The sequence below is a fragment of the Dyadobacter koreensis genome (genome assembly GCF_900108855.1).
Lineage (GTDB): Bacteria > Bacteroidota > Bacteroidia > Cytophagales > Spirosomataceae > Dyadobacter > Dyadobacter koreensis.
Map to the genome: position 1 here is coordinate 31,893 of NZ_FNXY01000002.1, position 23,589 is coordinate 55,481.

Sequence of the window (23,589 nt, forward strand, 5' to 3'; positions counted from 1 at the left end):
AAAAAAATCAGGCCGCTTCTGAAAAGAAGCGGCCTGATTTCAAAAAAAGAAAAAATTAAAAAATTACTTCGCCAATGAATTGATCCATGCAGCAATTTTCATTGCTTCAGCCTTCGGAACCTGTGGCATAGGCGCCATTGGAGTTGAATAATCCGGCCAGTTTTCTGGTTTCGGAGCGTAGATCAGTTCAACGATTTTTTCATTGCTGTATTTGCGTTTTGCAACATCAGCATAGGCAGGCCCTACTACTTTCTTGTCGATTGCGTGGCAAGCCAGACATGTATTTTTTGCAAGAAGTGGTTTTACTTCTTCCCACGTTGGCGCTTTTGCCGTTTTCGTCGGAGCTGGAGCTTTTCCTTTTCCATCCGGAGAAACGTGCTCTTTTACCGGCGCAGCTTCCGCTGGTTTAACGTTGCCTGATCTTGTCGTTTTCAAGTCAGATGCTTTGAGTTTTTCGCCGTCAGGAATATTATTTAAAGTGTAGTAAGCATCCGGGTGAACGAGTGACCAGTAATTATTTTCAGCACGTACGCCTGCCAGCTCAATTTTGTGTACAAAATATTGGCGCATACCGTCCAGAACAATTCTTACTTTTTTGCCATCTTCTGATAACTTCACACCTTTCACAGTCACATCTTTTGTATCGATCGGAGGACTTCCGTACACAGGATAGTGCTTGTACAAGTAGCTGCTCACTTTGTAAGAATCAAGATCTTCTGCTGATTTACGATCAACAGGCATTGTGAACTCAATTTCAAAACCGTCTGGCATTGCTTTCACAGTATACATTTCAAACGGCATTTTTCCATTCCAGACAAGACGCTGCAAACCTTGATTTGCATCACCTGCAGAACCCCATCCGCGATTGGTTTCACCTACGAACATCGAACCATCTTTATCAAAAGCCATACGCAAAACGCCTGACTGGAAACCGCTGCGGAATCCGATCGAAGCGCCCTGATATTCACCTTTTACTTTTTCAAGAACGATACGCATAATGTTACTTTGTCCCTGGTCTCCCACGAAAACCTGACCTGCAAATGGACCAAAAGCTCCGTTGGTTTCATCCATGATCAATTCAGAAGTAGAAACTCCGTGAACTCCATAAGGCAACCATACCGCCGGAAGCTGTACCATATCATATTTTTCTTTCAACTGATACAAGAACTGAGGTTCTTCGTTACGCGTATTTTCCGGTTTGATCGCACGGTTGTTTTCATCTCTTTCCTGGCGGTTATCACGCTCAGCGAAAAATTGTTTTTCAGTTAATTTTACAGGAGAATTTGGAAGTTCAGCCCATTTCAAACCTGCCGGGTGACCCATGAAACCACCTTTTTTTACAGGGAAAATTCCACCTGTTCCCATCCAGTCACCCTGGTTGTCTGTATACCAAAGTTCACCTTTCAACATACTGATTCCGGCTGGAGAGCGAACACCTGTTGCATAAGGTTCAAACTTCCCTTCTGGCGTGATACGGAAAATCCATCCGCGGCCAGGTACGCGGCTTTCGCCTCTCCACCATTCTTCATCACCGAAAGCTACGTTTCCACTAACAAAGAAACTTCCGTCCGGAGCCACTTTTGGTCCGAAAGAATATTCGTGGTAATGACCTGATAAGGGCCATGAATAAACAGTTTCATAAACATCTGCTTTTCCGTCCCCGTTCTTGTCTATCAATTTTGTAAGCTCGCCGCGTTGTGCACAATATAGAACTCCGTCTTTATAAGCAAGACCAAGAACTTCATGTAAACCGGTTGCGAATTTTCTAAAATAAGGCGTACGGCTGGTCGGATTATCTACGATCCACACATCTCCGCGACGTGTCGAGATTCCCAGTGATCCGTTTGGCAGGCTGGTCAGACCACCAACTTCCAGCACAATTCCTTCCGGAATCGGCGGCGTCACGATCTTGTAAAAATCTTCTTCTTTCGGCGATTCCTGGGCTTTTGCCATCGGCAGGGCCGCCAAAATGATTAATGCTATCTGAGCAATTTTTTTCATTGTTATGTATCAGCTTATAGCTTTGAGCGTAGGCCCGGAGCTTTGGGTAACTTTAAATTAGAATAAGATGGCATATTTAACCCCACCATTCTTCACAGGAATGATCAGTTCTTGCTGGCCGTTAACATTTCTGATCTCAGGTTTTACTGATTTGTCAGCCACCTGGATAAAGTAAGATTTGTTATTCACCGCGTAAAGTCCTTCTGAGACTTTTTCGATAGACGTTCCTTCTGCTACTCTTGCAACGAGATCTTTCACCGGATTTGCAACTTTCACTTCGCGTTCGAAATATTTGTTGTCAACAACCGAAAGATGGTCAGATACTGGTGAACCGAAAGCGATATAATTGAAAGTAGGAGCGTCCGTTTCATCCAAAGAGTAACCTTTCTGACGGAAACCACTTCCGGTCGTATCCGCAGTCCAGGCTGATTGTCCGCTTGCTTTCCCCAAAAACATTTCGTTGTTTAGAAGCGTCACACTTCCACGCGGACGGGATGAACCATCGCCGCGTTCATGCCACATCGGCGTTGCATCAAGGAATTCTCCACGCCAGATTTGCAAAACAGCACCTTTTTCAAGGTCATACGTGTAATGTATATTTGAAGGGCTTCCCACAGAAATTGCATGAACGATTCGTACGTTTTTAGCCGTTGGTGTTTTTTTGAAATCCATGAAGCTGCGCATGATCGTGTTAGTCGGAGATGTTATCAAAATCGGATCAACGCCACCGCCTGTTGTTACAGAACTTGCCGTGTTCAGAGATATTTCTCTGAAACCGGGACCAGAAACCCAAACAGCCAGGCCGGGTCTCATATAACCTTCTGTTTTACTGTTGAAAATTTCAATTGTATGTGCTCCGGCTGTCAAATCAACTTTTCCCGTGCGGAAAGTATTATTGTTTTTTGATTCAGCAGGCAATACATTTTTACCATCAATTTTGATATACGCTTTTCCGGCAGCCTGCAATTTGAAATTGTATTCACCAGCCGTAACCGCATTGAATTTTCCGTTATAAACGTAAGCGTAGTTGTTGTTTTCTTTCAGGATTTCCCAGGTAATTGCATCCGTTTTGCCAGTTTCAGCAGGTTTGGATTTAAGGAAATCTTCTGAGGAAGCGAAAGTGCCGTAAAAAGTCTTATAAGTCAGGTCTGATAACGTTCCCGGCTTTTTGTCAAAATTATTGATAATAATATTTTTGATAGCCAACGAACCATGATCCCCCTGGATACGCAATGGTCCTGACGCTACATCTTCTGCTGTAAGAGCACCACGTGTCGGGCCGCTTACTTCTACATTTTCATGAATCGTAACACCATTCAGAACAATTTTCAAAAAGACAGCATTTGAGATTTTCTTCCCAGCCGAGTTGAAACGGGGAGCCTGGTAAGAAATCTTGATGTTTTGCCACAAACCCGGTGCTTTTGAAACATTGAAACGAGGAGCATACCCTTCGTAACCTTTTTCACCTTCCGGTTTTGAATCATTCCAACGCTCGTAGATTCCTCCGTTATCGTTGTATTTGGCGGTTTTTTTACCCCAGCTGTCGAAAAGCTGGACTTCATAATTTCCCTGAAGATAAATTCCGGAATTAGACTCTTTTGTCAGCATGAAATCCAGTTCCAGGTCAAGATCTCCATGCTTGAAATTTGATACGAGTTCATATTCCTGGCCGTATTTGCCTTTTTCGTGCAGACACGCTAAAACTCCTTTACCAGGTTTAGTGCTTAAAACATTGACTTTATTAATGTCGACAGAGGCGTCGCCAACAATCTTCCAATTGCCGGCTTTGTTTGTAAATCCGCTTAGGTCGTTCAGCGGGATAGCTTCCTGTGCAAAAGATGTTTGCACAGCTATCACACCCAGACCCCAGGCGATAAATTGAAAAAAGAAACGGGTAGGTTTAAACATACTCTACGTAAGCTTAATTGGTTTATAAATAAAAAGAGCACAAATTACGATATAAGAATCGGGAAAATCACATTTCTTTTGAACGGAATATAATTTTCTGATCCATTTTTTAATCCGCTTATAGTGAAGTAATAAGAAAACTCGGAAAGGTTTTGTTTTTCATTATAAGTGTTTTGCGAAATTAACAAATCCAACGCCGGTTCGGAGAGCGGACCGGCGTTGGATTTTAAGAAAAGTCAAGCGAAAGGAATAATGAATTCTTAGTTGTATCCGTCGTTCTGTTTCAGATTTGCATTAAGCGTAATCTGTCTGCGCGGGATCGGGAATAATTTCTTGTATGATTCTGTCGGTTTATGATCCCACCAGCTACCTGTTGTGAATTTGTCAAAACGGATCAGGTCATCGCGACGGAAGCCTTCAAAAATAAATTCACGACCGCGTTCCGCTAGTAATTCATCCATTGTTAAAGTCGAGGTCGTATATTTTTCTGTTGCCCAGGCATCAGTAGTATATGCACGTCGTTTAACCTGATTAACCAGTTCAACAGCTTCTGCGGTAGCAACTTTGCCATTTTTACGCATTAAGGCCTCCGCTTTCGCAAACATCACCCACGACAAACGGTAAATTGCCCAGTCACATCCATTGTAATTAGGATCTTCAAGTGCGCCCAACTTATACTTATTGAAACGAACGCCGCTGTTTTCTTCACCCTGCGTCATATCGGACGGCAAAGAATTTGGATCCTGGCCAGGCTGTAAAGTTTTGTTTTTACGGATATTGTCAACAAAAACCAGTGGCTGGTTGTCATATTCGTTTCCACCCGTTGCCAAAACCGGTTTCGTTGGATCAGCATACTGATACTGCGTTCCTTCCAAAATCCATTCTTTTTTCCTCTTGTCCGTATCTTTGAACGTGGTGTATACACCTGGAATTACCACAACACCATCATTTCCGTTACGCGCACCGCCATAAATAAAACGTTGCTGAAAATGGTAAAAGTCGCTTGTCCATTGTGGCTGGAAAGTCGCTTTTTTAAATTCATAAGCAAGTTGGAAAAGAATTTCCTTTGATTCGAAATTCGCTGGTTTATAGGTATCCGTCAGGTTAGCATCCAAAACCGGTGCGCCATTTAGGCCTCCTGCTTCACCATTGATCAGCTTGTTTGCTGCGGCAACGCAATCATCCCAACGCGCAGTTCCTGTCCAGGCTTCTGCATTCAGGTATAGTTCCACCAACATCGCATAACCACCTGCCTGCGTCATACGGCCAATCATAGCTTGTGAAAGCTTTGGGGCTGCATTGATATTATCAAGGATTTCTTTCTCAATAAACTTGAAAACCTCAGCGCGAGGCTGCGTAGGAGGGCTGACAGGATCTCCAACTTTTGTAACTGTTGGGATATTACCGAACAAGCTCATGATTTTAAGGTAATGGAAAGCGCGTAAAAGTTTCAATTCAGAAACATAAGCTGCTTTTTCAGTATCGGAAATTCCCATAGATGCTGAAGTACGGCCTTCAAGCGCTTCAATCGGGTCGGTACAGAGACCAAGTCCCCACCACATCAGTCTCCATGCGCCCCAAACTGCATCTTCATCGGCAGTCCAGGTATGGTAATGAAGGCGAAGCCACTTACCGCCATCTTGTCCGTGCCGACCTTTCACCGGCCAGGCAAGCTGATCAGCAGAAAGTTCGTTCAGTCGCCACCAGCCGTCCTGTCCCGGAGTAGCCCAGGCGTTTGCATGGGTATAAGGACGGAGCACGGCCGAAATAACTTCGTTTTTATTATTGTAAAAATTATCTGTTACCAGCTGATCATAAATATTTTCATCAAGATCAGTACAGGCCGTTGTTGCAAATAATGGCAAAGCCATTGCAGCAATTTTGAATGCTTTCTTAATATTTATCATTTTTATTAATATTAAAATCCGAAACTAAGACCTACTAAGAATGAACGGGTGTTTGGGTAAGCACTGCGGCCATCGATACCCAGGCGGCGCTGACCATCTTCTTCTTTTCCAAGTCCTGTGTCATTGACAAAGTCAGGATCATTACCGGTGTATTTAGTAAATGTGGCAAGGTTCGAACCTGTCGCATACACGCGAAGCGAACGGATAATATCGCCTTTGATATTGAAATTGTAGCTAAGCGTGATCTCGTCAAGTTTCAGAAAACTTCCCGATTCAAGGTAGTAGTCAGAATATTGATAGGTATCATTCAATTGCGAATACTTACCAAATGTGCTGTTCAAAACATTGTTCGGAAGCGATACTTTGTTGGCATAAGAAAGCGCCATCGTATTCAGGATATCGTAGTCAAAACGTCCTCTGAAAAACACGCGAAGGCTTAGGTTTTTATATGCAAAGTTGTTGGTCAGGGATGCATTGAATTTAGGAATCGCATTTCCGATAATCGCTAAATCCGATACATTAGGATCGGTTGAGTTATTGATCTGATCGAAACGTACTTTTTCGTTATTGCGGTTGTAGAATAACCACTTTCCGTCATCCGTGAATCCTGCAAAACGCTTTCCGTAGAAGTTCCCCAATTTTCCGCCTTGCTCGATGCGCATGGCTTGTCCAAGTGCACCATAACCGCCGATATCTCCTGTGGCGATGGCTTCAACTTTAAATACATCATTTGAAAGATCATCCGCTCTGTTGGTCACAAAACTTCCTGTCGCATCGATATTCCAGCTGAAATCTTTTGTTTTTACAGCAACGCCACTTAATGTAAGTTCAACCCCTTTATTAGAAATCGATCCAACGTTGGTATAAATTGTTTCACGAACAAACGGAGGAAGCTGTGAAGTATATTCATATAACAAGTCGTTGGTTACGCGTTTAAACACGTCAAGCGATCCGCTTAATCTCTTATTCAATACAGAGAAATCAACCCCGAGGTTATATTCTTTTTTGCGTTCCCATTTCAAGTTCGGATTCGGATTTCTGTTCGGACCGTAAGTTTCTCTCCATTGCCCGTCAGGATTGATATAAACACCACCGGTTCCCAAAGTCACAAGAGACGAATAGTTTGCAATATCCTGATTACCAGTTACCCCAAATCCGGCACGCAGTTTCAGGCTGTTCACAAACTTGATGTTTTCCATGAATTTCTCCTTACTCAGGTTCCAGCCGACAGAAGCAGCCGGGAAATTTCCCCATTTGTTGTTCACCCCGAAACGCGAAGATCCTTCGTGACGGAGAATTACAGAAACTAAATATTTATCCATGAACGAATAATTGGCACGTCCAAAAAATGCGATCAGGGTATTATCGCCTTTTCCGCTGGACATCGTTGCTTTTCCGGCAACCAGCTGGTTTCCTGCTTCCAGATTATTTTCTTCAAAAACATCATTTACGAAACCATAATTAACAGCCTCGAAATTTTCTTCAACCGCATATTGGTAGCTGTATCCACCAACGGCGTTAATGGTATGGTTCGCACCGATTGACTTATCAAAGGAGATTGTCGGTTCAACCGTGTAGTTGTTTTTTAGATAAGTATATCTCCTAGCATAACCCCCGTTTGGATAAACGTCATTTTCTTTGGAAAACTCAGAAGCCAACGAACGATAAACTCCGTCGATGTAACTATCTCTTTGCACCGCTCCAAAGATCGAAGCTTGCAAGCCTGGCAAAATCTGAAGGCTCATTTTCGCATCCGCAGAAGTCGTTTGCTGTTGGCGACGATTTTTTTCCTGATTTAAACGGGCGACTTCATTTCTGCTTGTCTGCTCGAAATAGTAAGTTCCATCCGGATTATAGAAAGACAAGGTAGGATTTCTGATCAAAGAGCCTTCCCATCCTTCACCACCCAAAAGGTTGGCTTTGTTGAAGTTGGTTGCCAGGTTAACTTGTGCAGTCAAACGATCTTTCAAACCCGTTTGCATGATACTCAAACGTCCACCATATTGCTTACGGCCGTTTTCTTTGGCAATTCCCTGTAAATCCTGATAATAAAGACTTGCGCGGTAAGTTGTATTTTTGCCGCCGCCGGACATGGCTAGGTTGTGGTTCTGGCTCAGATTTCCATGATTGATCAGAGCATCGTATGCGTCTGTCGTCGCGCCGTAATCGGCACTTGCAGGAATTGTTCCGTCAGCAATTTTAGCACGATACTGCGCAGCAGTCATGAAATCTGCACGGTTGCGGACGTATTCTTTTCTGAAATATGTATTATAATCAAACTTTGCACTTCCGGAAGCACCTTTTTTGGTTGTTACCAAAATTACCCCGCCATTAGCACGTGTACCATAAATAGCAGCTGCCGAACCGTCTTTCAAAACACTGATCGATTCAACGTCATCCTGTTGTAAAAGGTCAAGATTACCACCCGGAATACCGTCAATAACGACAAGCGGAGCCAGACCGCCGGTTAGCGAAGTTACTCCGCGAAGCTGCAAGGATACACTTGAGTTCGGATTTGAGCCGCTTCTGTTAATGTTCAAACCGGCAACTTTTCCCTGAATAAGGTCCATCGCATTACGTGCACCAGATCTGTTGAATTTGTCTGAAGTTATATTGGCAATAGCAGAAGTTGTTCTTTCTCTTGTCTGCGTACCGTATCCAACAACGACAACTTCATCCAGTAATTTTGAGTTTTCAGCAAGGTCAACGTCAATTACAGATTTATTGCCGACCGCAACTTCCTGCGTAATACTTCCTACAAAAGAAAACACCAGGACATCCTCGGGACCATTCACTGTGATCGTATAATTTCCTTCAACATCGGTAGTAACCCCTTTCTGTGTTCCTTTCAAAATAACAGAAACACCAGGAAGACCGGATTTATCTTTCGCACTCACTACTCTACCTTTTACCTCAATCTCGGCTGCGGAAATTGTTTTTGTAATCAGCGGAGTAATCGATTTTTTCCCGTTTCCTGCATGCGCTGCCGGTGCGGAAAAGCATAATGCCAGGGAAAGTGAACCCAGGCATAACATCCTGAATTTCCCACTTCTCGGCCTGAAATGATTTACCAGTACTTTTCTTTTCATGAAACTTAATTGTGTTTAAGAATAATTAATAGGCGCTAAATCGTTTTAGTATTTTGTTAGGTTTATTTTGAATTTTTTATCGTCATGCAGTTACAAAATTTTAGATTGAGACTTGAACAGGCTTCGGATTCAGGCGTAAGTCAAACTTGTCTTGGTTTTTTAATATTCCAAAAATTACATTTTAACTTTAACGCTAAATCGATTTAGCAATTTTCTAATTTTTAATGTTTTATTTTTGATAAATAGTAATTAAAACAGAAATAGTAGGGATTTTTGATATGAGAACTGAATATTTCTAAGAACAGCACTAAGTGGCCGCCTGACTCCAATTCTGGCGCCAAGTTAAATGTTATCTTAGTATCATGCAAACGTTATGTTAAAAATACATATTTGTCTGCGGGATTTTTGAAGCTTTTTAAAGGGAAGATGATTCTCTCACGATCAGTTTCGCAGGCAAGACGATTTTATGAATTTCACTATCTTTTTCGTCTAAGGCGTTCAACATTAACCGGATGATATGACTCGAAATTTCAGGAACCGGCTGGGCGACGACGGTTATTGAGGGACTATAAAATTTGAAGAGATCCTGATCGTCGAAGGATATAACAGCTATATCATCTGGTATCCTGAGATTTAGACTTTTTATCGCTTGTAATCCCCAAACGCCGATGTAATTTGTTGAGAAAAATATGGCGTCTATATTTTTATTTTCTTTGAGGAATGAGGCAATTTCATTTACATTCTGTTCGCTGCTGTCGTGAAAACCCACTTTTTTAACATATGCGTTCAAGCCATGTTCGGTTATCGCCTTTTGGTAACCTCCCAAACGGTCGGCCATTTGCATCTGATCAGAATCCAGCGTCACAAAAGCGATATTTTTAAACCCGTTTTTGATCAGGTGGTTTATGGCCTCGTTTGTACTGTTCAAATTCTCAATCACAACATGGTTACAATCCAGCGAAGGCAAATTCCGGTCGATCAAAACAACAGGTATACCTTCGTCTAATAGTGACTGGATTTCTTTTTCGATTCCTTCCGGAGGTGTGATAATATAGCCGTCGATGGAACGGTCGCGGAACAACCGGATTAGCTCGATTGCTTTTTCCTTTTTGTTATCGGTACTGCAATAAATTATTCTGTATCCGCTGTTATGAGCTTCTTCTTCAATAAGGCGCGCAACTTGTGCAAAAAGGAGGTTATTTGAAATATCTTCCACCATCAGGCAAATAATCTTGGACTTTCCCGTCCGCAATCCCTGAGCCATCATGTTGGGTTTGAAATTTACTTCCTCTACAAATTTTAATACTTTTTCAGTGAGCGCTTCACTGATCCTTTTCTCTTTTGCTTTTCCATTCAAAATAAACGATACCGTGGTGATCGATATCCCTAATTCTTTCCCAATGTCACGAATGGATAGTTTTTTGCTCATCTTACTGGCCGGCATCAGACTTGTTATTAATGGAGTAAAAATGAAAATTCATCAGAATCAGCAGACTCCAATGAATTTTCATTTCCATTATCGTTATATAAAAAATTCAGAAAGCAATATACACAATCATTTCCTAATCGCCTGTGCTGATACTCTTTTCTTATTTGGCTTAGCACCCATATAAAACCTGATCTGGCCGCCATCCATGATTTCAGAATGCGTAATATAATTGCGGGTCAAAACTTTACCGTTCAATTCAATTTTTTGAACGTATACGTTTTTGTCGCTCTGATCTTTTACATCAACCTCAAAAGTTTTTCCGTTTTCCAGATTAATCTTCGCATTTTGTATAGCAGGACTACCAATAATATACTGATCCGAAGCCGGCGCGACCGGATAAAAGCCGAGAGAACTAAAAATATACCAGGCGCTCATTTGTCCGAAATCATCATTTCCACCCAATCCGTCAACGGTAGATTTATACATTGCTTTCAGGATCATCCGGATTTTGTCTTCTGTTTTCCAGGGCTGGTCCAGCCAGTTATACAGGTAAGCTACGTGATGCGACGGTTCATTTCCATGGACATAATTTCCAATAATTCCTTCGCGGGAAATATCCTCTGTATTTTCAAAATATTTATCCGGCAAATTCATACTGAAAAGAGAATCCAGATGCGCTGTAAAACGCTTTTTGCCACCCATCAGCTCGATCATTTCTGCCGGTGCCTGAGGTACATATAGGCTGTAATTCCAGGAATTCCCTTCAATGAAACCTTGTCCGTGCGTATCAAGCGGATCAAAATTTTTGCGCCAGCTGCCGTCATCCAATTTCGGGCGCATAAAACCGATCGACGCATCATAGACATTTTTGTAATTACCGGAGCGCTTGGTAAATTCTTCGTAAATATCATTACGTCCTAGTTTCTTCGCCATTTGAGCGATGCACCAGTCGTCATACGCATATTCCAAAGTTTTCGAAACAGACGAGGTATTTTTATCATCCGGGACGTACCCTTTTTCCATATAATAATTAAGACCGTCGTAATATTTATTTCTTGCGGTTGTAACGCATGCGTCCAAGGCTTTGTTAACATCAAAATTAGCATTCCCCTTGATCACTGCGTCGGCGATAACTGGCACAGAATGATACCCGATCATACACCAGTTTTCATTGGCATAATGCGACCATACCGGCAGCATTTTATGTACACTCTGGTCGTAATGCGCCATCATGGATTTGATCATATCCACATTTCTGGCTGGTTGTAAGACGTTAAAAAGGGGGTGCAGCGTTCTGTAAGTATCCCAGAGTGAGAAGCTTGTGAAATTTGTTGAGCCCTGCGTTTTATAGATATTCATATCCAGACCTTTGTAAGAACCATCCACATCCATATATGTCGTTGGCCCTAAAAATGAATGATACATCGCGGTGTAAAAATTCACCTTGTCGTCTTCACTGATTGTTTTTACAGCTACTTTATTAAATTCTTTATTCCAAAGTGCCTGTCCTTCCTGCTTCACTCGGTCAAAGTCCCAATGCGGAATTTCAGCTTTCATGTTGGCTAAGGCACCTTGTGTGCTAACCGGTGAAATGGCAAATTTGATTTTGATTTTTTCGTTTTCAGCAGTCTGGAAATCAAAATACATTTTCAGGTTTCTGCCGGCTACTTCAGGGAAGTTATGTTCCTGATCGAACTTTTTCCAGAACCCTTTGTAGACGTTATTATCATCAATTTTAGTACCATAATTTTTAAATGGTTTACTGAAAGTCATCGCGAAATAAACGGTACGCGTTCTGGCCCAGCCATTCGTCTGGCGGAAACCGGTGATCAAAGTGTCGTTTTCAACGCGGACAAAAGTCCAGACATTTTTATTGTCGTACTGATAAAGTCCGGCCATCAAATCCAGAATAACGTGTGCGTCATCAGCTTTTGGAAAAGTGTACTGATGCATACCAACGCGATTGCTGGCTGTGAGTTCGGCGGTAATATTATGATCATCCAGTTTTACCTTATAATAGGAAGGCTCGGCAACTTCATTTTTATGTGAAAAGGCTGAACGGTAACCGCTATCAGGTTTGTCTTCCGTGCCAGGATTAAGCTGCAATTTTCCGGTTGTCGGCATAATCAGGAAATCACCCAGATCGGAGTGTCCCGTGCCGCTGAAATGCGTGTGGCTGAAACCGACAATCGTTTTGGAATCATATTGATACCCGGCGCAAAATTTATAAACGTCCGGATTATATTTCCCATTGACACCATAAGGCAGCGTATCCGTATCGGGCGATAACTGGACCATTCCGAAAGGAACTGTCGCTCCCGGATATGTATGTCCCATTTTTGCCGTTCCAATTAATGGATGAGCATACTGTACAAAATTCTCATTTGTATTTTGGGCTGAAACATTCAGCGATGTGAAAATAACAGCCGCGGAAAGCAGTTTTCGCAAGGTCGGTTTGCTATCTGTTTTTAAGAAAAATAGGGACATAAAGGCGAAGGTCAAAGATTAACTTTACGTTAAAAGTATAAATAAATCGTTTTAGCAGACTTGTAAGCAATTTATATTTTTAAAATTTGTGCTAATTATCCAATTCAAGAACTGTAAATTTGAAATCTCTCTTGAAAGTTAACGTTTATTACCAAATTTCAATGGACGAATTTCGTAGCTTTCCCGGAAGAATGAGTAAATCATTATCGTTTAAACCTTATAATTTCCAAATAAAAATCGATTGATAATCTATGAAAAAAATTACAATGATTGTGGCTGGTATTTTGACAGCAGCTGCATCACATGCACAGTTACAGCCCTCAAAACAAACTCCTGAATCAAGTGAATTATGGACTCCGGTTCCGCGTGTTATAACTCCAGGTAAGCCTTCCACGGCAGTTTCAGGATTTACAGCCCCTTCGGATGCAACTGTATTATTCGACGGAAAAAATCTTGACCAGTGGGTTTCTGCAAACGAAGGCGGAGGCGCTGCTCCATGGACTGTTGCAGACGGAGCTTTAACTTGTGCACCTAAAAAAGGAGATATTCAAACTAAAAAAAATTTTACAGATTACCAGCTTCATATTGAATGGCGTACACCTGCAAAAGTTGAAGGAAGTGGTCAGGGACGTGGCAATAGTGGTATTTTCATGCAGGGAATTTATGAGCTTCAGGTACTTGACAGCTACAATAACCCAACGTATTCAAACGGACAAGCAGGTTCTATTTACAAACAAACAATGCCATTGGTAAACGCGACCGTAGGACCAGGCGAATGGCAGACTTACGACGTTGTGTACACAGCGCCGCATTTTAACAAAGACGGACAAATGACAATTCCTCCATACATTACTGTAATTCACAATGGGGTAGTTGTTCAAAACCATACTGCAATTCAGGGAACAACGCCTTATATCGGTCAGCCAAACATTACGCCGCACGGTGCAGGCCCGATCAAATTGCAGGACCACAACAACACAACAAGTTTCCGTAATATCTGGATTCGCGAGATCTAACAGGAAAATGCTGAGATAATCAATATTTTTGAATCAAAAGAGAAGTCGACTTTTTAAAAGTTGACTTCTCTTTTTTTGTATCCATGAACCACCTTAAACCTCTTTTTTGTTTTAAATTCAAAGGATTAATTCCTGAACATACTTCATTGAACGACAAACAAACATGCAGGAAATAGAGCCTTATTACAACTGGGAGAAGCATTATGTGGCAAGCCGTGACCGAAAATCTCCGTTTTATGGCCGGACCTACAATCTTGACTATTACGAGAATGCAATCTATGGATATTATATTCATCCGCTTTGGGATCATATCGGATCAGAAACCCTTTATGTCAAAATTCTTTACGCCGACTACAACAAGCATTTCGTAATCATCGAACTTTTTGGTGAGTGGAATGATACGCTGCATAATGACATTATGTATTTTAAACGGCAGGTTGTTGATCCTCTGATTGAGGAAGGAATTAATCAATTTATCCTGTTAGGTGAGAATGTCATGAATTTTCATGGCGCGGAAGATGACTATTATGCTGAATGGTTTGATGATGTTGAAGACGGATGGATTGCCACAGTCAATTTTAGAGATCATGTCGAGGAAGAATGGAAGCGTTTCCGGCTTGATTATTATCTGAATTTTGGCGGAACACTACAATTGGACAACTGGCGAACGCTTCAGCCAGACATCTTTTATGAAATCGTTAAAAAATTGATCACTAGAAGGTTATCCTAGTAAAAAGGTATGCTTATTGCTTGCAACCTTGATAAGTCCTTTGTAGCTTACGTGTTCAACCTTTTAATCTATTCCATCCAAACATCATCCACTCATATGGCAGACAATGAAAAACCTAAACCAACCGATGCAGACGAGTCGTTGGATAAAAAAATTGAAGACATTAAGGACAAATCGATCGAAGTTAAAGATGAAGCTGCCGAAGGTATTTCGGAGATAAAAGAGGATGTGGAGATTGGAGCTGAGACGGAGGTAGAAGAAGTAAAGGCTGAGACTTCGGATAAAATTGAAGAAGTAAAAGCAGAGGCGGCTGAATTGAAAGATGAAGCTGCCGACAAAGCTGAGGAATACAAAGAAACTGCTTCTGAGAAAGTTGAGGAAGTGAAAGCTGAAGCGACTGACTTGAAAGATGAAGCCGTTGATAAAGTTGAAGAATACAAAGAAATTGCTTCTGAGAAATTTGATAATGTGAAAGCGGAAGCGGGCGATAAAGTGGATGAGTTAAAAGCAACCGGACAGGAAAAACTGGAAGATGTCAAAGAAACTTTTGCTGAGGCAAAAGATTCGGCTGCTGAAAAAGTGGATGAGGTACAGGAAATTGCAGAGGAAAAAGTTGAAGATGTCAAATCAGAGGTTGCCGATATCAAAGCAGATGCGGAGTACAAGGTTGATGAATTGAAAACGGAAGCCGCAGAAAAAACAGAGGCTGCTCAGGAAAAGGTTGCAGAAGTTAAGGAAGAGGTAGTTGATAAAGCCGAAGAAGTTAAGGAAGTGGCCGCTGAGAAAGTTGAAGAAATAAAATCTGGTTTTTCAGGCAAGGTAGAACAGTTGCAGAATGAAGTTGAGTTAAATATTGCTGCTGGAAAAGTTAGGGCGGAGGAAATTATTTCTGACCTGTCGGGAAGAGCAGATCATTTGAAAGAAGAGGCTGCCGATAAATTTGCTGAATTGAAAGAAGAAGCAACGGAAAAATTCGCTGATCTGAGAGAAGACGCCGCTGAAAAATTTGCTGACGCGAAAGAACTTGCCTCTGAGAAATTGGAAGATGCGAAAGAAATTGCAGCAGAAAAATTAGCAGAGGCACAAGTCAAGGCGGCAGAATTAAAAGCCAAAGCCGCAGAAGAGATTGATGAACTAAAACATTCTGCTTCGGAAACTTTCGAAGAAACAAAAACAAAGGCCAAGGGATTCTGGGCACGCTTGTTTGGGAAATAAAAGTCAGATTACAAATATTTTCACTGCCTGTCGGATCAAGTATATTCCGGCAGGCAGTTTCTTTGTAAATCCAATCTGATGAATTAATTGCTATCGGATTTCATGCAACAGTCTGATTTTCATTGCTCTATTGCTATCTGAAGATATTGGCGTTGACGGATTATTCGATAAGGACCTCAAAATTTATACATGAACAACAGAAATATAAGAATCAAAGATATTGCCTTAAAAGCAGAAGTTTCTACCGGGACCGTAGACCGTGTTTTGCATAATCGGGGAAAGGTTTCTGAGAAAGTTAAGGAGCGTATTCTGCAAATTATTGAGGAGAGTAATTATGAACCGAATCTTATGGCTCGCGCTTTGGGGGCTAACAAAACTTATCAAATTGCCGCGTTAATCCCGGATTACACAGTTGATTCCTATTGGAAGGCTCCCAAATCGGGAATCGAAAAAGCTGAGAAAGATTTGCGTCAGTATGGAATAGCAGTGAAGCAATTTGTCTTTAATCCTTATGACGTTAATTCTTACATTGAAAAGGCTAGCGAACTGACGACATTTGAGCCTGATGGAATTTTACTTTCGCCCATTTTTTACCGGGAAACTCTTCCTTTTTTTCAAAAATGGAGTCGGGATAAAATTCCGTTCATAGTATTTAATACCCAAATTACTGAATTTGGAGCGCTTAGTTATATTGGCCAAGACTCATATCAGAGCGGAATGCTTGGAGCAAAGTTGCTTCATTATGGTCAGCCGGAACCATGTTCGATCCTGATTGCTCATATTGATGAAGAGATCAGCAATGCTGCCCACCTTATAAAAAAGGAAAGCGGTTTCCGGTATTATTTTGCTCAGGTCGATCCGGATAATCAATACAAAATTATCCGGGTTGAACTGAATCGGGCAGATCCAAAAGCTTTTTCTAAAAAACTGGATGATCTTATTGATAGTACTCCTGATTTAAAGCATATTTTCGTAACGACTTCGAAAGCTTATGATATTGCTGACTATCTTGAGAAGAGAAACGCTACAAAAATAAAAATTGTAGGGTATGACCTTATTCCTAAGAATCTTGATTATCTGAATTCTGGATTTATTTCTTTTCTGATTAATCAAAATCCCAAGGGACAAGGTTATTTCGGGATAAGTCTGCTGGTTGATTTTCTGGTTTTTAAAAAGAATATTCCGGCACTTAAATTTCTTCCGCTTGATATCGTCACCAAAGAAAATCTGAATTATTATGTAGACGAAGAAGATTTCGTCGGGCAGCTCGCCGACTGAAAATCAAGACCAAAGCTGGGAATCAATGCTGACGAAAATTAGATTTTAAAATCAAATTATTTAATTAGCTTTATTATTTTCATATTAATCTTGTTAATTCACAATTTAATCTTTGTATGCATCTGGAAATAGAAGAATTACTATCAATAGCCAGGGATGCCGGAAAGGTTGTTCTGGATGTATATGGCGATGAAAAGCAGTTTGAAGAAGTCAAATTTAAATCGGACCAATCACCTTTGACTTTGGCTGATGAGGCTTCCAATAATCTGATTGTTGAGAGGTTAAAAACATTTACTCCTGAGATCCCAATCCTGTCAGAAGAAGGGCGAGATATTTCGTATGAAGAACGAAAATCCTGGGAATATTTCTGGTGTGTGGATCCTTTGGATGGAACAAAAGAATTTATAAACAGAAATGGTGAATTTACGATCAATATCGCGCTGATTAAAAACCGTGTCCCCGTTTTAGGAATTATTTATGTTCCGGTTAGCAATGTTATGTATTATGCTAATCAAGAGACCGGCGGCTGGAAAATTGATTCGGAGGGTATAAAATCACATATAAAAGTTGATAAAAATAGTATAGACTGGGTTTCTGTGGGCAGCCGTTCTCACGCGTCCGATGTCGAAAAAGAAGTGCTTGCCAGATACCCTGTTGTCAAAAATGTTGCGATCGGCAGTTCAATTAAGTTTTGTCTGGTAGCGGAAGGAACGGCGCATATCTATTTCCGTCATGGTCCGACTATGGAATGGGATACTGCCGCCGGACAAGCAATTCTTACATTGAGCGGAGGACAAATGACGACGCTCTCAGGCGAGCCGTTTTTATATAACAAACCTTCATTGCTGAACGGAAGTTTTATTTGCAGCGCACAATATCTGACTTTACGGGATTAAACTTGGTAGATCGAAGTGAACAAGAGCGGATCATTCTGATACAGTATAATCAGATTGATCCGCTCTTTTTTATTGCAAACTCTTTCCAATCAACAAACTACTATGAAAAATAATCGCCGGTTCTTTCAACCAGGTTTGTTGCTTTTTCTTCTTTTTATTGCCAATAATGTAAATGCGCAGCAAAAAGCGCTGATAGCTGATATGACGGCATGTGTTGAAGATTTTATCAAAAGTCTTGACGCAGGACAGAGGAAAAATGCCAGCGTAACTTTCGCTGATTCTCTTCGTTTCGACTGGAATTATGTGCCGCGGTCCCGGAAAGGATTGACGTTGAAAAACATGAACGAAGGTCAGAAAGCGAAAGCTTTTGCGATGGTAAAATCCGTTTTGAGCGTTGGCGGCTACAAAAAAATTACAGCTATCGTGGACCTTGAAAATGTTCTTCGGGTGATTGAAAATAAGTCATCTACAGATACATACCGTGATCCCGAAAATTATTCCTTTCTGATTTTTGGTAAGCCCGGACCGAAGGAGCCATGGGGATGGCGTATGGAGGGGCACCATATCTCACTTCATTTTACAATTGCAGGCGAAAACATCACTTTTACTCCTGGCTTTTTCGGATCAAACCCGGGAAAAGTTTTAGCTGAGGTTCCTCAAAAAGGCAAACGGATTTTGAAAGACGAACAGGATGTTGCATTTGAGCTGCTGCATTCTTTTTCTCCTGAACAGCAAAAAACGATAATTCTTTCAGAGAAGGCGCCGTGGGAAATTTTGACCACCAACAAAAGAAATAATCTGATCACGCTTAAACCGGAGGGGATAGCGATGAAAGATATGTCAAACACTCAAAAGGCGCTTTTTATTCGTCTGATTTCTGTTTATCTCGACCGGTACCATGTGACTTTGAAAGATCAACAAATGATTAAATTGAAGGAATCTGGGCTGAATGGCATACATTTTGCTTGGATGGGAGACATGGAGCCGCAAATTAAAGAGGGCGCAGGATACTATTATCGCATCCAGGGACCAACGATTTTGATTGAGCTGGATAATACCCAAAATAACGGCAACCATATTCACACCGTTGTAAGAGATTTAACAAACGACTTCGGTGAAGATTTACTGCGTTTGCATTATCAAAAAATGCACGCCAATCATTAGAAAATATCTTTCATTTTAATCACTCTTCGATGAAGCAGCCATTTTCTGTGCCATTCCAGCATCCGTTTAAAGCGGATAAAAACTATACAAAATCAGTCGTTTACTTTTCCATGGAGTTCGCTCTGGATCAGGCTTTAAAAACATATTCAGGTGGTCTGGGTTTCCTTGCAGGATCGCATATGAAAAGTGTTTATGCCTTAAATCAGAATCTCGCCGGCGTAGGTATGTTGTGGAAATATGGATATTATGACCAGGGACGGAAAAGAGATAATAGTATGGAACCACAATTTCATGAGAAGATTTATCACTTTCTGGAAGATACAGGAATCCATTTTTCTATTCCGATTTTGGGAAAGGATGTCTGGGTAAGAGCCTATTACCTGGCGCCGGAAGTTTTTAAAACCGCTCCAATGTTTTTTCTGACCACCGATACTGACGGAAATGATGAAGAGGCGAGAGCTATTTCTTATTCACTATACGATGCAGATGTTACGATGAAGGTAGCGCAGTGTATGGTTTTGGGAATAGGGGGGGCGAAATTACTGGATGAGCTCAAATATCAGCCGGATGTTTATCATTTCAATGAGGCTCATGCAATTTCAGCTGCATTTTATTTATATCAGAAATATAAAAAACTGCCTGAATTAAAGAAACGGATGGTGTTTACCACACACACGCCCGAAGAGGCAGGAAACGAAAAACATGATATTAATTTTCTTGAAAATTTAGGATTCTTTTCCGGCCTCAAAATGGATGTAGTAAGGAAGATAACCGGAATAAAGGATAATATCTTTAATCATTCACTTGCTGCGTTGAGGTTAAGCCGAAAGGCGAACGGAGTATCCAAGTTACATGGTGAAGTATCAAGAAAGATGTGGAATGTTTTTCCGGGCATTTGTGAAATAACGCATATTACAAATGCTCAGAACAATACATACTGGGTTGATCCTGTTCTCGAAAATGCAAGAATCAAGAAGGATTCCCAAGCGATTTCAGTAAGAAAAAAAGAATTGAAAACTACACTTTTCAAAACAGTTGCGGATCAGTGCGGAAAGATTTTTGACCCCAATGTGTTGACGATTGTGTGGGCCCGTCGGTTTGCTGCTTATAAACGCCCTGATATTTTGACGTGGAATGTTGAACGATTCAAAACGCTGCTTGAAAATGCTGATTTTCCAATTCAGATTATTTGGGCCGGTAAACCATATCCAAAAGACGAAGGCGCTATCAATACCTTCAATCATCTTTTTTATCTGAGCCATTATTTTCCAAATATGGCAGTTTTAACTGGCTACGAACTCGGACTTTCCAAATTGCTGAAAGATGGTTCAGATGTTTGGCTTAATACGCCGGTTGTAACGCGGGAGGCATCCGGAACAAGTGGCATGACAGCCGCTATGAATGCTTCTCTCAACGTTTCAACGTTCGATGGCTGGATTTGTGAATTTGCTAAAAATGAGGAAAACTCTTTCATACTTCCCGTAGCAGAAGGAGACGATATAAATAAGGTAGACTGTGATAATCTGTTTGAAGTAATTGAAAACAAAGTTCTTCCGACATATTACAAGGATCAACAAGAATGGCAGCGTCTGGTTTTAAATAGTATGAACGACGTCAGCGAAGAATTTAATTCAGATCGGATGGCCAGGGAATATTATGAAAAGCTGTATTGATTTTTCACACATAGCATAAAAAGTAAAAGAGCGCAGAGGTTAAACTTTTGCGCTCTTTGCTTTCTGGTTTTGCGCGAAAACTATCGTTGCATAAGTTAACCGTCTGTAAAGAATGAGGTCGGAAGCTAATATTGTCGAGTTTAATTTTATCATATTATAATTTACAATATTAGTTTCAAATGAAGCAATATACTTTTGAATATACCGATTCGAGATTCATGCTGGTATTGGTAGGTATTTTTATTGCGATCTTAGTCACTCTATTATCGTTGATGAGATATATTGTGCCGGCAATCAGGAGAATACTTCGGAGGTTGCGAGGATTGGATCGGTATTCGAGCAAAAGTGGATGCTTCCTTTTCTTGTTATCGCAACGGCGGATATCGCCTGGGTCTTTACACATGCCTTCATATCAGAAAAAGATTTGCTCAAATCCTTTTATACTTCAGTTGCGATTTTCATTGGTTTGTGGATAGCTTATTTCAAAGCCCGGCAAAAAAAGTGAACTCAAAATCCCGAATTCAAATGATAGTTAGTAGATTTGAGAAAGTCAAAAATCTAACCTTCACTCCTAGATGAAAATTATTTACAGCATTATTTTTGCGCTTTTAATTACTCATACTTCTTTCGCTCAGGATTATTCTGATAAAATCACCTTGGTAATTCACGGAGGTGCCGGAACGATCACGCGCGCCAACATGACCCCGGAAAAAGAGAAAGCGTATAGAGAAGTCCTTAATACGGCACTTCAAAATGGGTACGCAATTTTAAAAAAGGGAGGCACAAGTCTGCAAGCCGTCGAGGCCACCATTATGGTTATGGAAAACTCACCACTGTTCAACGCTGGTAAAGGTGCAGTTTTCACGCATGAAGGAAAAAATGAAATGGACGCGGCAATTATGGAAGGTAACACCCTGAAAGCAGGAGCCATTGCAGGCGTCACGACAATAAAGAACCCTATCAAAGGCGCGATCGCGGTGATGGAGAAGTCGCCGCATGTCATGATGGCTGGAAAAGGTGCAGATCAATTTGCAAAAGAACAAGGTTTAGAGATCGTCGATCCATCCTATTTTTATACAGAAGCGCGTTACAAAGCGCTGCAAAAAGCGTTAAAGGAAGAGAAAGTAGAATTGGACCATACTGAAAACAAAAAAGACGAAATCAAAAAATCACCAAAGACAGGCTATCAAAAAGAAGAAGATCTGATTTTTACGGAAGGCAAAAAATTTGGTACCGTCGGTTGCGTGGCATTGGACAAATTTGGAAATCTGACGGCTGGAACTTCGACCGGCGGAATGACTAATAAAAAATATGGGAGGGTGGGAGATGCGCCAATTATCGGTGCAGGGACATATGCCAATAACGTAACCTGTGCTGTTTCCGCAACAGGACATGGCGAATTTTTTATCCGATCGGTCGTCGCTTACGATATTTCTTCGTTGATGGAATATAAGGGTTTATCAGTAAAAGATGCTGCTGACGAAGTAGTGATGAAAAAGCTGGTTGATCGAGGAGGAGAAGGCGGTGTAATTGCCCTGGATAGAAACGGGAATATAGCGATGCCTTTCAATAGTGAAGGTATGTACCGTGGTTATATCAAAGATGGCAAAAGCGAAGTAATGATTTATAAAGATGAGAAACGCTAACGCTGATTTGCAATCAGTGTTGCTTGGTTTCGCATTTTTAACGCGCGTAAAAGAAGTGGCAGTTAAAATAAATCCAATAAACGAAAAATAAACCTGACATAGAGAACACGCGTTGCAAACGCTGCACCATAACCGCACCGATTGCAAATCGGTGCGAGCCGCTAGGCGCCAATCTGGGTTGCCAGCAATGCGATGCCTTCCAGGAATGAATGTGGCTTGTATCCAAGTACGTTTTCTGATTTCGTTAAGTCAAAACCGGTACGTGGAGGTCTTTTTGCCGGTTGAGAAAATGCAGATGCATCCGTTTGAGAAATCAGAGACTTATCTAGACCGAAATAATCGGCGGCTGTAATTGCCATTTCGTACGGCGTGTAAAGTTCTTTTCCGGAAATATTAAAAATACCTTCTGCCTCCTGATCTGCAATTAAGAAGCAGCCTTGGGCAAGATCTTCTGCAAGCGTCGGAGTTCTAAACTGGTCAGTTACGACTTGAATATTCTTTCCTTCTTCCAGTGATTTTTTTACCCAAAGAATAATATTACTGCGGCTCATATCGTGAGCAATTCCGTACACGAGAACTGTTCTGGCAATTGCCCATTTTATATCCGAATGGATAACGGCTTTTTCGGCAGCATATTTACTCCATCCGTAAAAACTGATTGGATTTGGTTTGGCTTCTTCTGTGTAGGGTCCCGCTTTTCCGTCGAAAATGAAATCTGTCGAAACATGAACAAGAAATATATTATGATTCTTACATGCTTCGACTAAAAACTCTACTGCGGTTACATTCTGTTTCCAGCACGCCTCTTTCTGCATTTCGCACTGATCTACATTCGTCATAGCGGCGGTATGAATGATAACATCAGGTTTCGTTAAAGCAATAACAGTTTCAATCTGATGAGGATCTGTGATATCCATGGCGTGATAGTCATACGAATCGGTGAAAGGTAACCGGTTATCGCCACGGGCTGTCGCGATCGTTTGAATGGAAGAATTCTGGCAGAGCAGTTCAACCAGTTTTTGTCCTAGAAGTCCGTTCGAACCGGTGATTAAAACACGTTTTTTATTAGAATTTGAAATAGCAGAATTCGTGGAAGTAGCGGTCATGAAGAGTTCGCAATAGTTGTTTTGGAGCAATATAAAATATAAAA

At 41.2% G+C, this 23,589-nt stretch carries 15 protein-coding genes; 8 read left to right on the forward strand and 7 right to left on the reverse strand.

Going from position 1 to position 23,589, the window contains the following annotated elements:
- Positions 1–63: 63 nt before the first annotated feature.
- The 6 genes from BMY70_RS04855 to BMY70_RS04880 form a co-directional block, all read right to left on the reverse strand.
- Positions 64–2,001: a c-type cytochrome gene (locus BMY70_RS04855; RefSeq protein ID WP_090332803.1), complete on the reverse strand. Its 1,938-nt coding sequence runs from the start codon at positions 1,999–2,001 to the stop codon at positions 64–66.
- Positions 2,002–2,058: 57 nt separating this feature from the next.
- Positions 2,059–3,909 carry a 3-keto-alpha-glucoside-1,2-lyase-like domain-containing protein gene (locus tag BMY70_RS04860; RefSeq protein ID WP_229209486.1) on the reverse strand — a complete coding sequence of 617 codons (1,851 nt, stop codon included), beginning with the start codon at positions 3,907–3,909 and terminating at the stop codon, positions 2,059–2,061.
- A gap of 260 nt (positions 3,910–4,169) precedes the next feature.
- A complete protein-coding gene (locus tag BMY70_RS04865) occupies positions 4,170–5,816 on the reverse strand; it encodes a RagB/SusD family nutrient uptake outer membrane protein (RefSeq protein WP_090332806.1) in 1,647 nt (548 codons plus the stop codon).
- 11 nt (positions 5,817–5,827) lie between these two features.
- Positions 5,828–8,905 carry a SusC/RagA family TonB-linked outer membrane protein gene (locus tag BMY70_RS04870; protein ID WP_090332809.1) on the reverse strand — a complete coding sequence of 1,026 codons (3,078 nt, stop codon included), beginning with the start codon at positions 8,903–8,905 and terminating at the stop codon, positions 5,828–5,830.
- Positions 8,906–9,320: 415 nt separating this feature from the next.
- Positions 9,321–10,334 (reverse strand): LacI family DNA-binding transcriptional regulator, encoded by a 1,014-nt coding sequence (locus BMY70_RS04875; RefSeq protein WP_090334688.1) that lies wholly within the window; start codon positions 10,332–10,334, stop codon positions 9,321–9,323.
- Between the two features lie 126 nt (positions 10,335–10,460).
- Positions 10,461–12,821: a GH92 family glycosyl hydrolase gene (locus BMY70_RS04880; protein ID WP_090332811.1), complete on the reverse strand. Its 2,361-nt coding sequence runs from the start codon at positions 12,819–12,821 to the stop codon at positions 10,461–10,463.
- A gap of 251 nt (positions 12,822–13,072) precedes the next feature.
- Between BMY70_RS04880 and BMY70_RS04885 the strand changes: the two genes are divergently transcribed.
- The 8 genes from BMY70_RS04885 to BMY70_RS04920 all read left to right on the forward strand — a co-directional run bounded on the left by BMY70_RS04885 (position 13,073) and on the right by BMY70_RS04920 (position 22,439).
- Positions 13,073–13,837 carry a 3-keto-disaccharide hydrolase gene (locus BMY70_RS04885; protein ID WP_090332813.1) on the forward strand — a complete coding sequence of 255 codons (765 nt, stop codon included), beginning with the start codon at positions 13,073–13,075 and terminating at the stop codon, positions 13,835–13,837.
- 163 nt (positions 13,838–14,000) lie between these two features.
- A complete protein-coding gene (locus BMY70_RS04890; RefSeq protein ID WP_090332816.1) occupies positions 14,001–14,567 on the forward strand; it encodes a hypothetical protein in 567 nt (188 codons plus the stop codon).
- A 96-nt stretch (positions 14,568–14,663) separates the two neighbouring features.
- Entirely contained in the window at positions 14,664–15,782 is a 1,119-nt protein-coding gene (locus tag BMY70_RS04895) for a hypothetical protein (protein WP_229209487.1), read from the forward strand.
- Positions 15,783–15,971: 189 nt separating this feature from the next.
- A complete protein-coding gene (locus BMY70_RS04900) occupies positions 15,972–17,060 on the forward strand; it encodes a substrate-binding domain-containing protein (RefSeq protein ID WP_090332818.1) in 1,089 nt (362 codons plus the stop codon).
- Positions 17,061–17,176: 116 nt separating this feature from the next.
- A complete protein-coding gene (gene cysQ, locus BMY70_RS04905) occupies positions 17,177–17,956 on the forward strand; it encodes a 3'(2'),5'-bisphosphate nucleotidase CysQ (protein WP_090332821.1) in 780 nt (259 codons plus the stop codon).
- 102 nt (positions 17,957–18,058) lie between these two features.
- A complete protein-coding gene (locus BMY70_RS04910; RefSeq protein ID WP_229209488.1) occupies positions 18,059–19,120 on the forward strand; it encodes a DUF3500 domain-containing protein in 1,062 nt (353 codons plus the stop codon).
- Between the two features lie 29 nt (positions 19,121–19,149).
- Positions 19,150–20,793, forward strand: coding sequence for an alpha-glucan family phosphorylase (gene glgP / locus BMY70_RS04915; protein ID WP_090332825.1), 1,644 nt, complete (start codon positions 19,150–19,152; stop codon positions 20,791–20,793).
- Positions 20,794–21,368: 575 nt separating this feature from the next.
- On the forward strand, positions 21,369–22,439 hold the full coding sequence (locus BMY70_RS04920) for an isoaspartyl peptidase/L-asparaginase family protein (protein WP_090332828.1): 1,071 nt from the start codon (positions 21,369–21,371) through the stop codon (positions 22,437–22,439).
- Positions 22,440–22,600: 161 nt separating this feature from the next.
- Here BMY70_RS04920 and BMY70_RS04925 read toward each other — a convergent pair whose 3' ends face one another.
- The gene (locus tag BMY70_RS04925; protein ID WP_090332830.1) at positions 22,601–23,545 is read right to left on the reverse strand and encodes an SDR family oxidoreductase; all 945 of its coding nucleotides are present in this window, start codon (positions 23,543–23,545) and stop codon (positions 22,601–22,603) included.
- Positions 23,546–23,589 lie beyond the last annotated feature (44 nt).

Excerpts from the sequence above, each read along its gene's own strand:
- glgP (WP_090332825.1), top strand. The coding sequence starts at position 19,150 with ATGAAGCAGCCATTTTCTGTGCCATTCCAGCATCCGTTTAAAGCGGAT.
- BMY70_RS04865 (WP_090332806.1), bottom strand. The coding sequence starts at position 5,816 with ATGATAAATATTAAGAAAGCATTCAAAATTGCTGCAATGGCTTTGCCA.
- BMY70_RS04855 (WP_090332803.1), bottom strand. The coding sequence starts at position 2,001 with ATGAAAAAAATTGCTCAGATAGCATTAATCATTTTGGCGGCCCTGCCG.
- BMY70_RS04870 (WP_090332809.1), bottom strand. The coding sequence starts at position 8,905 with ATGAAAAGAAAAGTACTGGTAAATCATTTCAGGCCGAGAAGTGGGAAA.
- BMY70_RS04875 (WP_090334688.1), bottom strand. The coding sequence starts at position 10,334 with ATGAGCAAAAAACTATCCATTCGTGACATTGGGAAAGAATTAGGGATA.
- cysQ (WP_090332821.1), top strand. The coding sequence starts at position 17,177 with ATGCATCTGGAAATAGAAGAATTACTATCAATAGCCAGGGATGCCGGA.
- BMY70_RS04860 (WP_229209486.1), bottom strand. The coding sequence starts at position 3,909 with ATGTTTAAACCTACCCGTTTCTTTTTTCAATTTATCGCCTGGGGTCTG.
- BMY70_RS04880 (WP_090332811.1), bottom strand. The coding sequence starts at position 12,821 with ATGTCCCTATTTTTCTTAAAAACAGATAGCAAACCGACCTTGCGAAAA.
- BMY70_RS04920 (WP_090332828.1), top strand. The coding sequence starts at position 21,369 with ATGAAAATTATTTACAGCATTATTTTTGCGCTTTTAATTACTCATACT.
- BMY70_RS04900 (WP_090332818.1), top strand. The coding sequence starts at position 15,972 with ATGAACAACAGAAATATAAGAATCAAAGATATTGCCTTAAAAGCAGAA.
- BMY70_RS04925 (WP_090332830.1), bottom strand. The coding sequence starts at position 23,545 with ATGACCGCTACTTCCACGAATTCTGCTATTTCAAATTCTAATAAAAAA.
- BMY70_RS04885 (WP_090332813.1), top strand. The coding sequence starts at position 13,073 with ATGAAAAAAATTACAATGATTGTGGCTGGTATTTTGACAGCAGCTGCA.
- BMY70_RS04895 (WP_229209487.1), top strand. The coding sequence starts at position 14,664 with ATGGCAGACAATGAAAAACCTAAACCAACCGATGCAGACGAGTCGTTG.
- BMY70_RS04910 (WP_229209488.1), top strand. The coding sequence starts at position 18,059 with ATGAAAAATAATCGCCGGTTCTTTCAACCAGGTTTGTTGCTTTTTCTT.
- BMY70_RS04890 (WP_090332816.1), top strand. The coding sequence starts at position 14,001 with ATGCAGGAAATAGAGCCTTATTACAACTGGGAGAAGCATTATGTGGCA.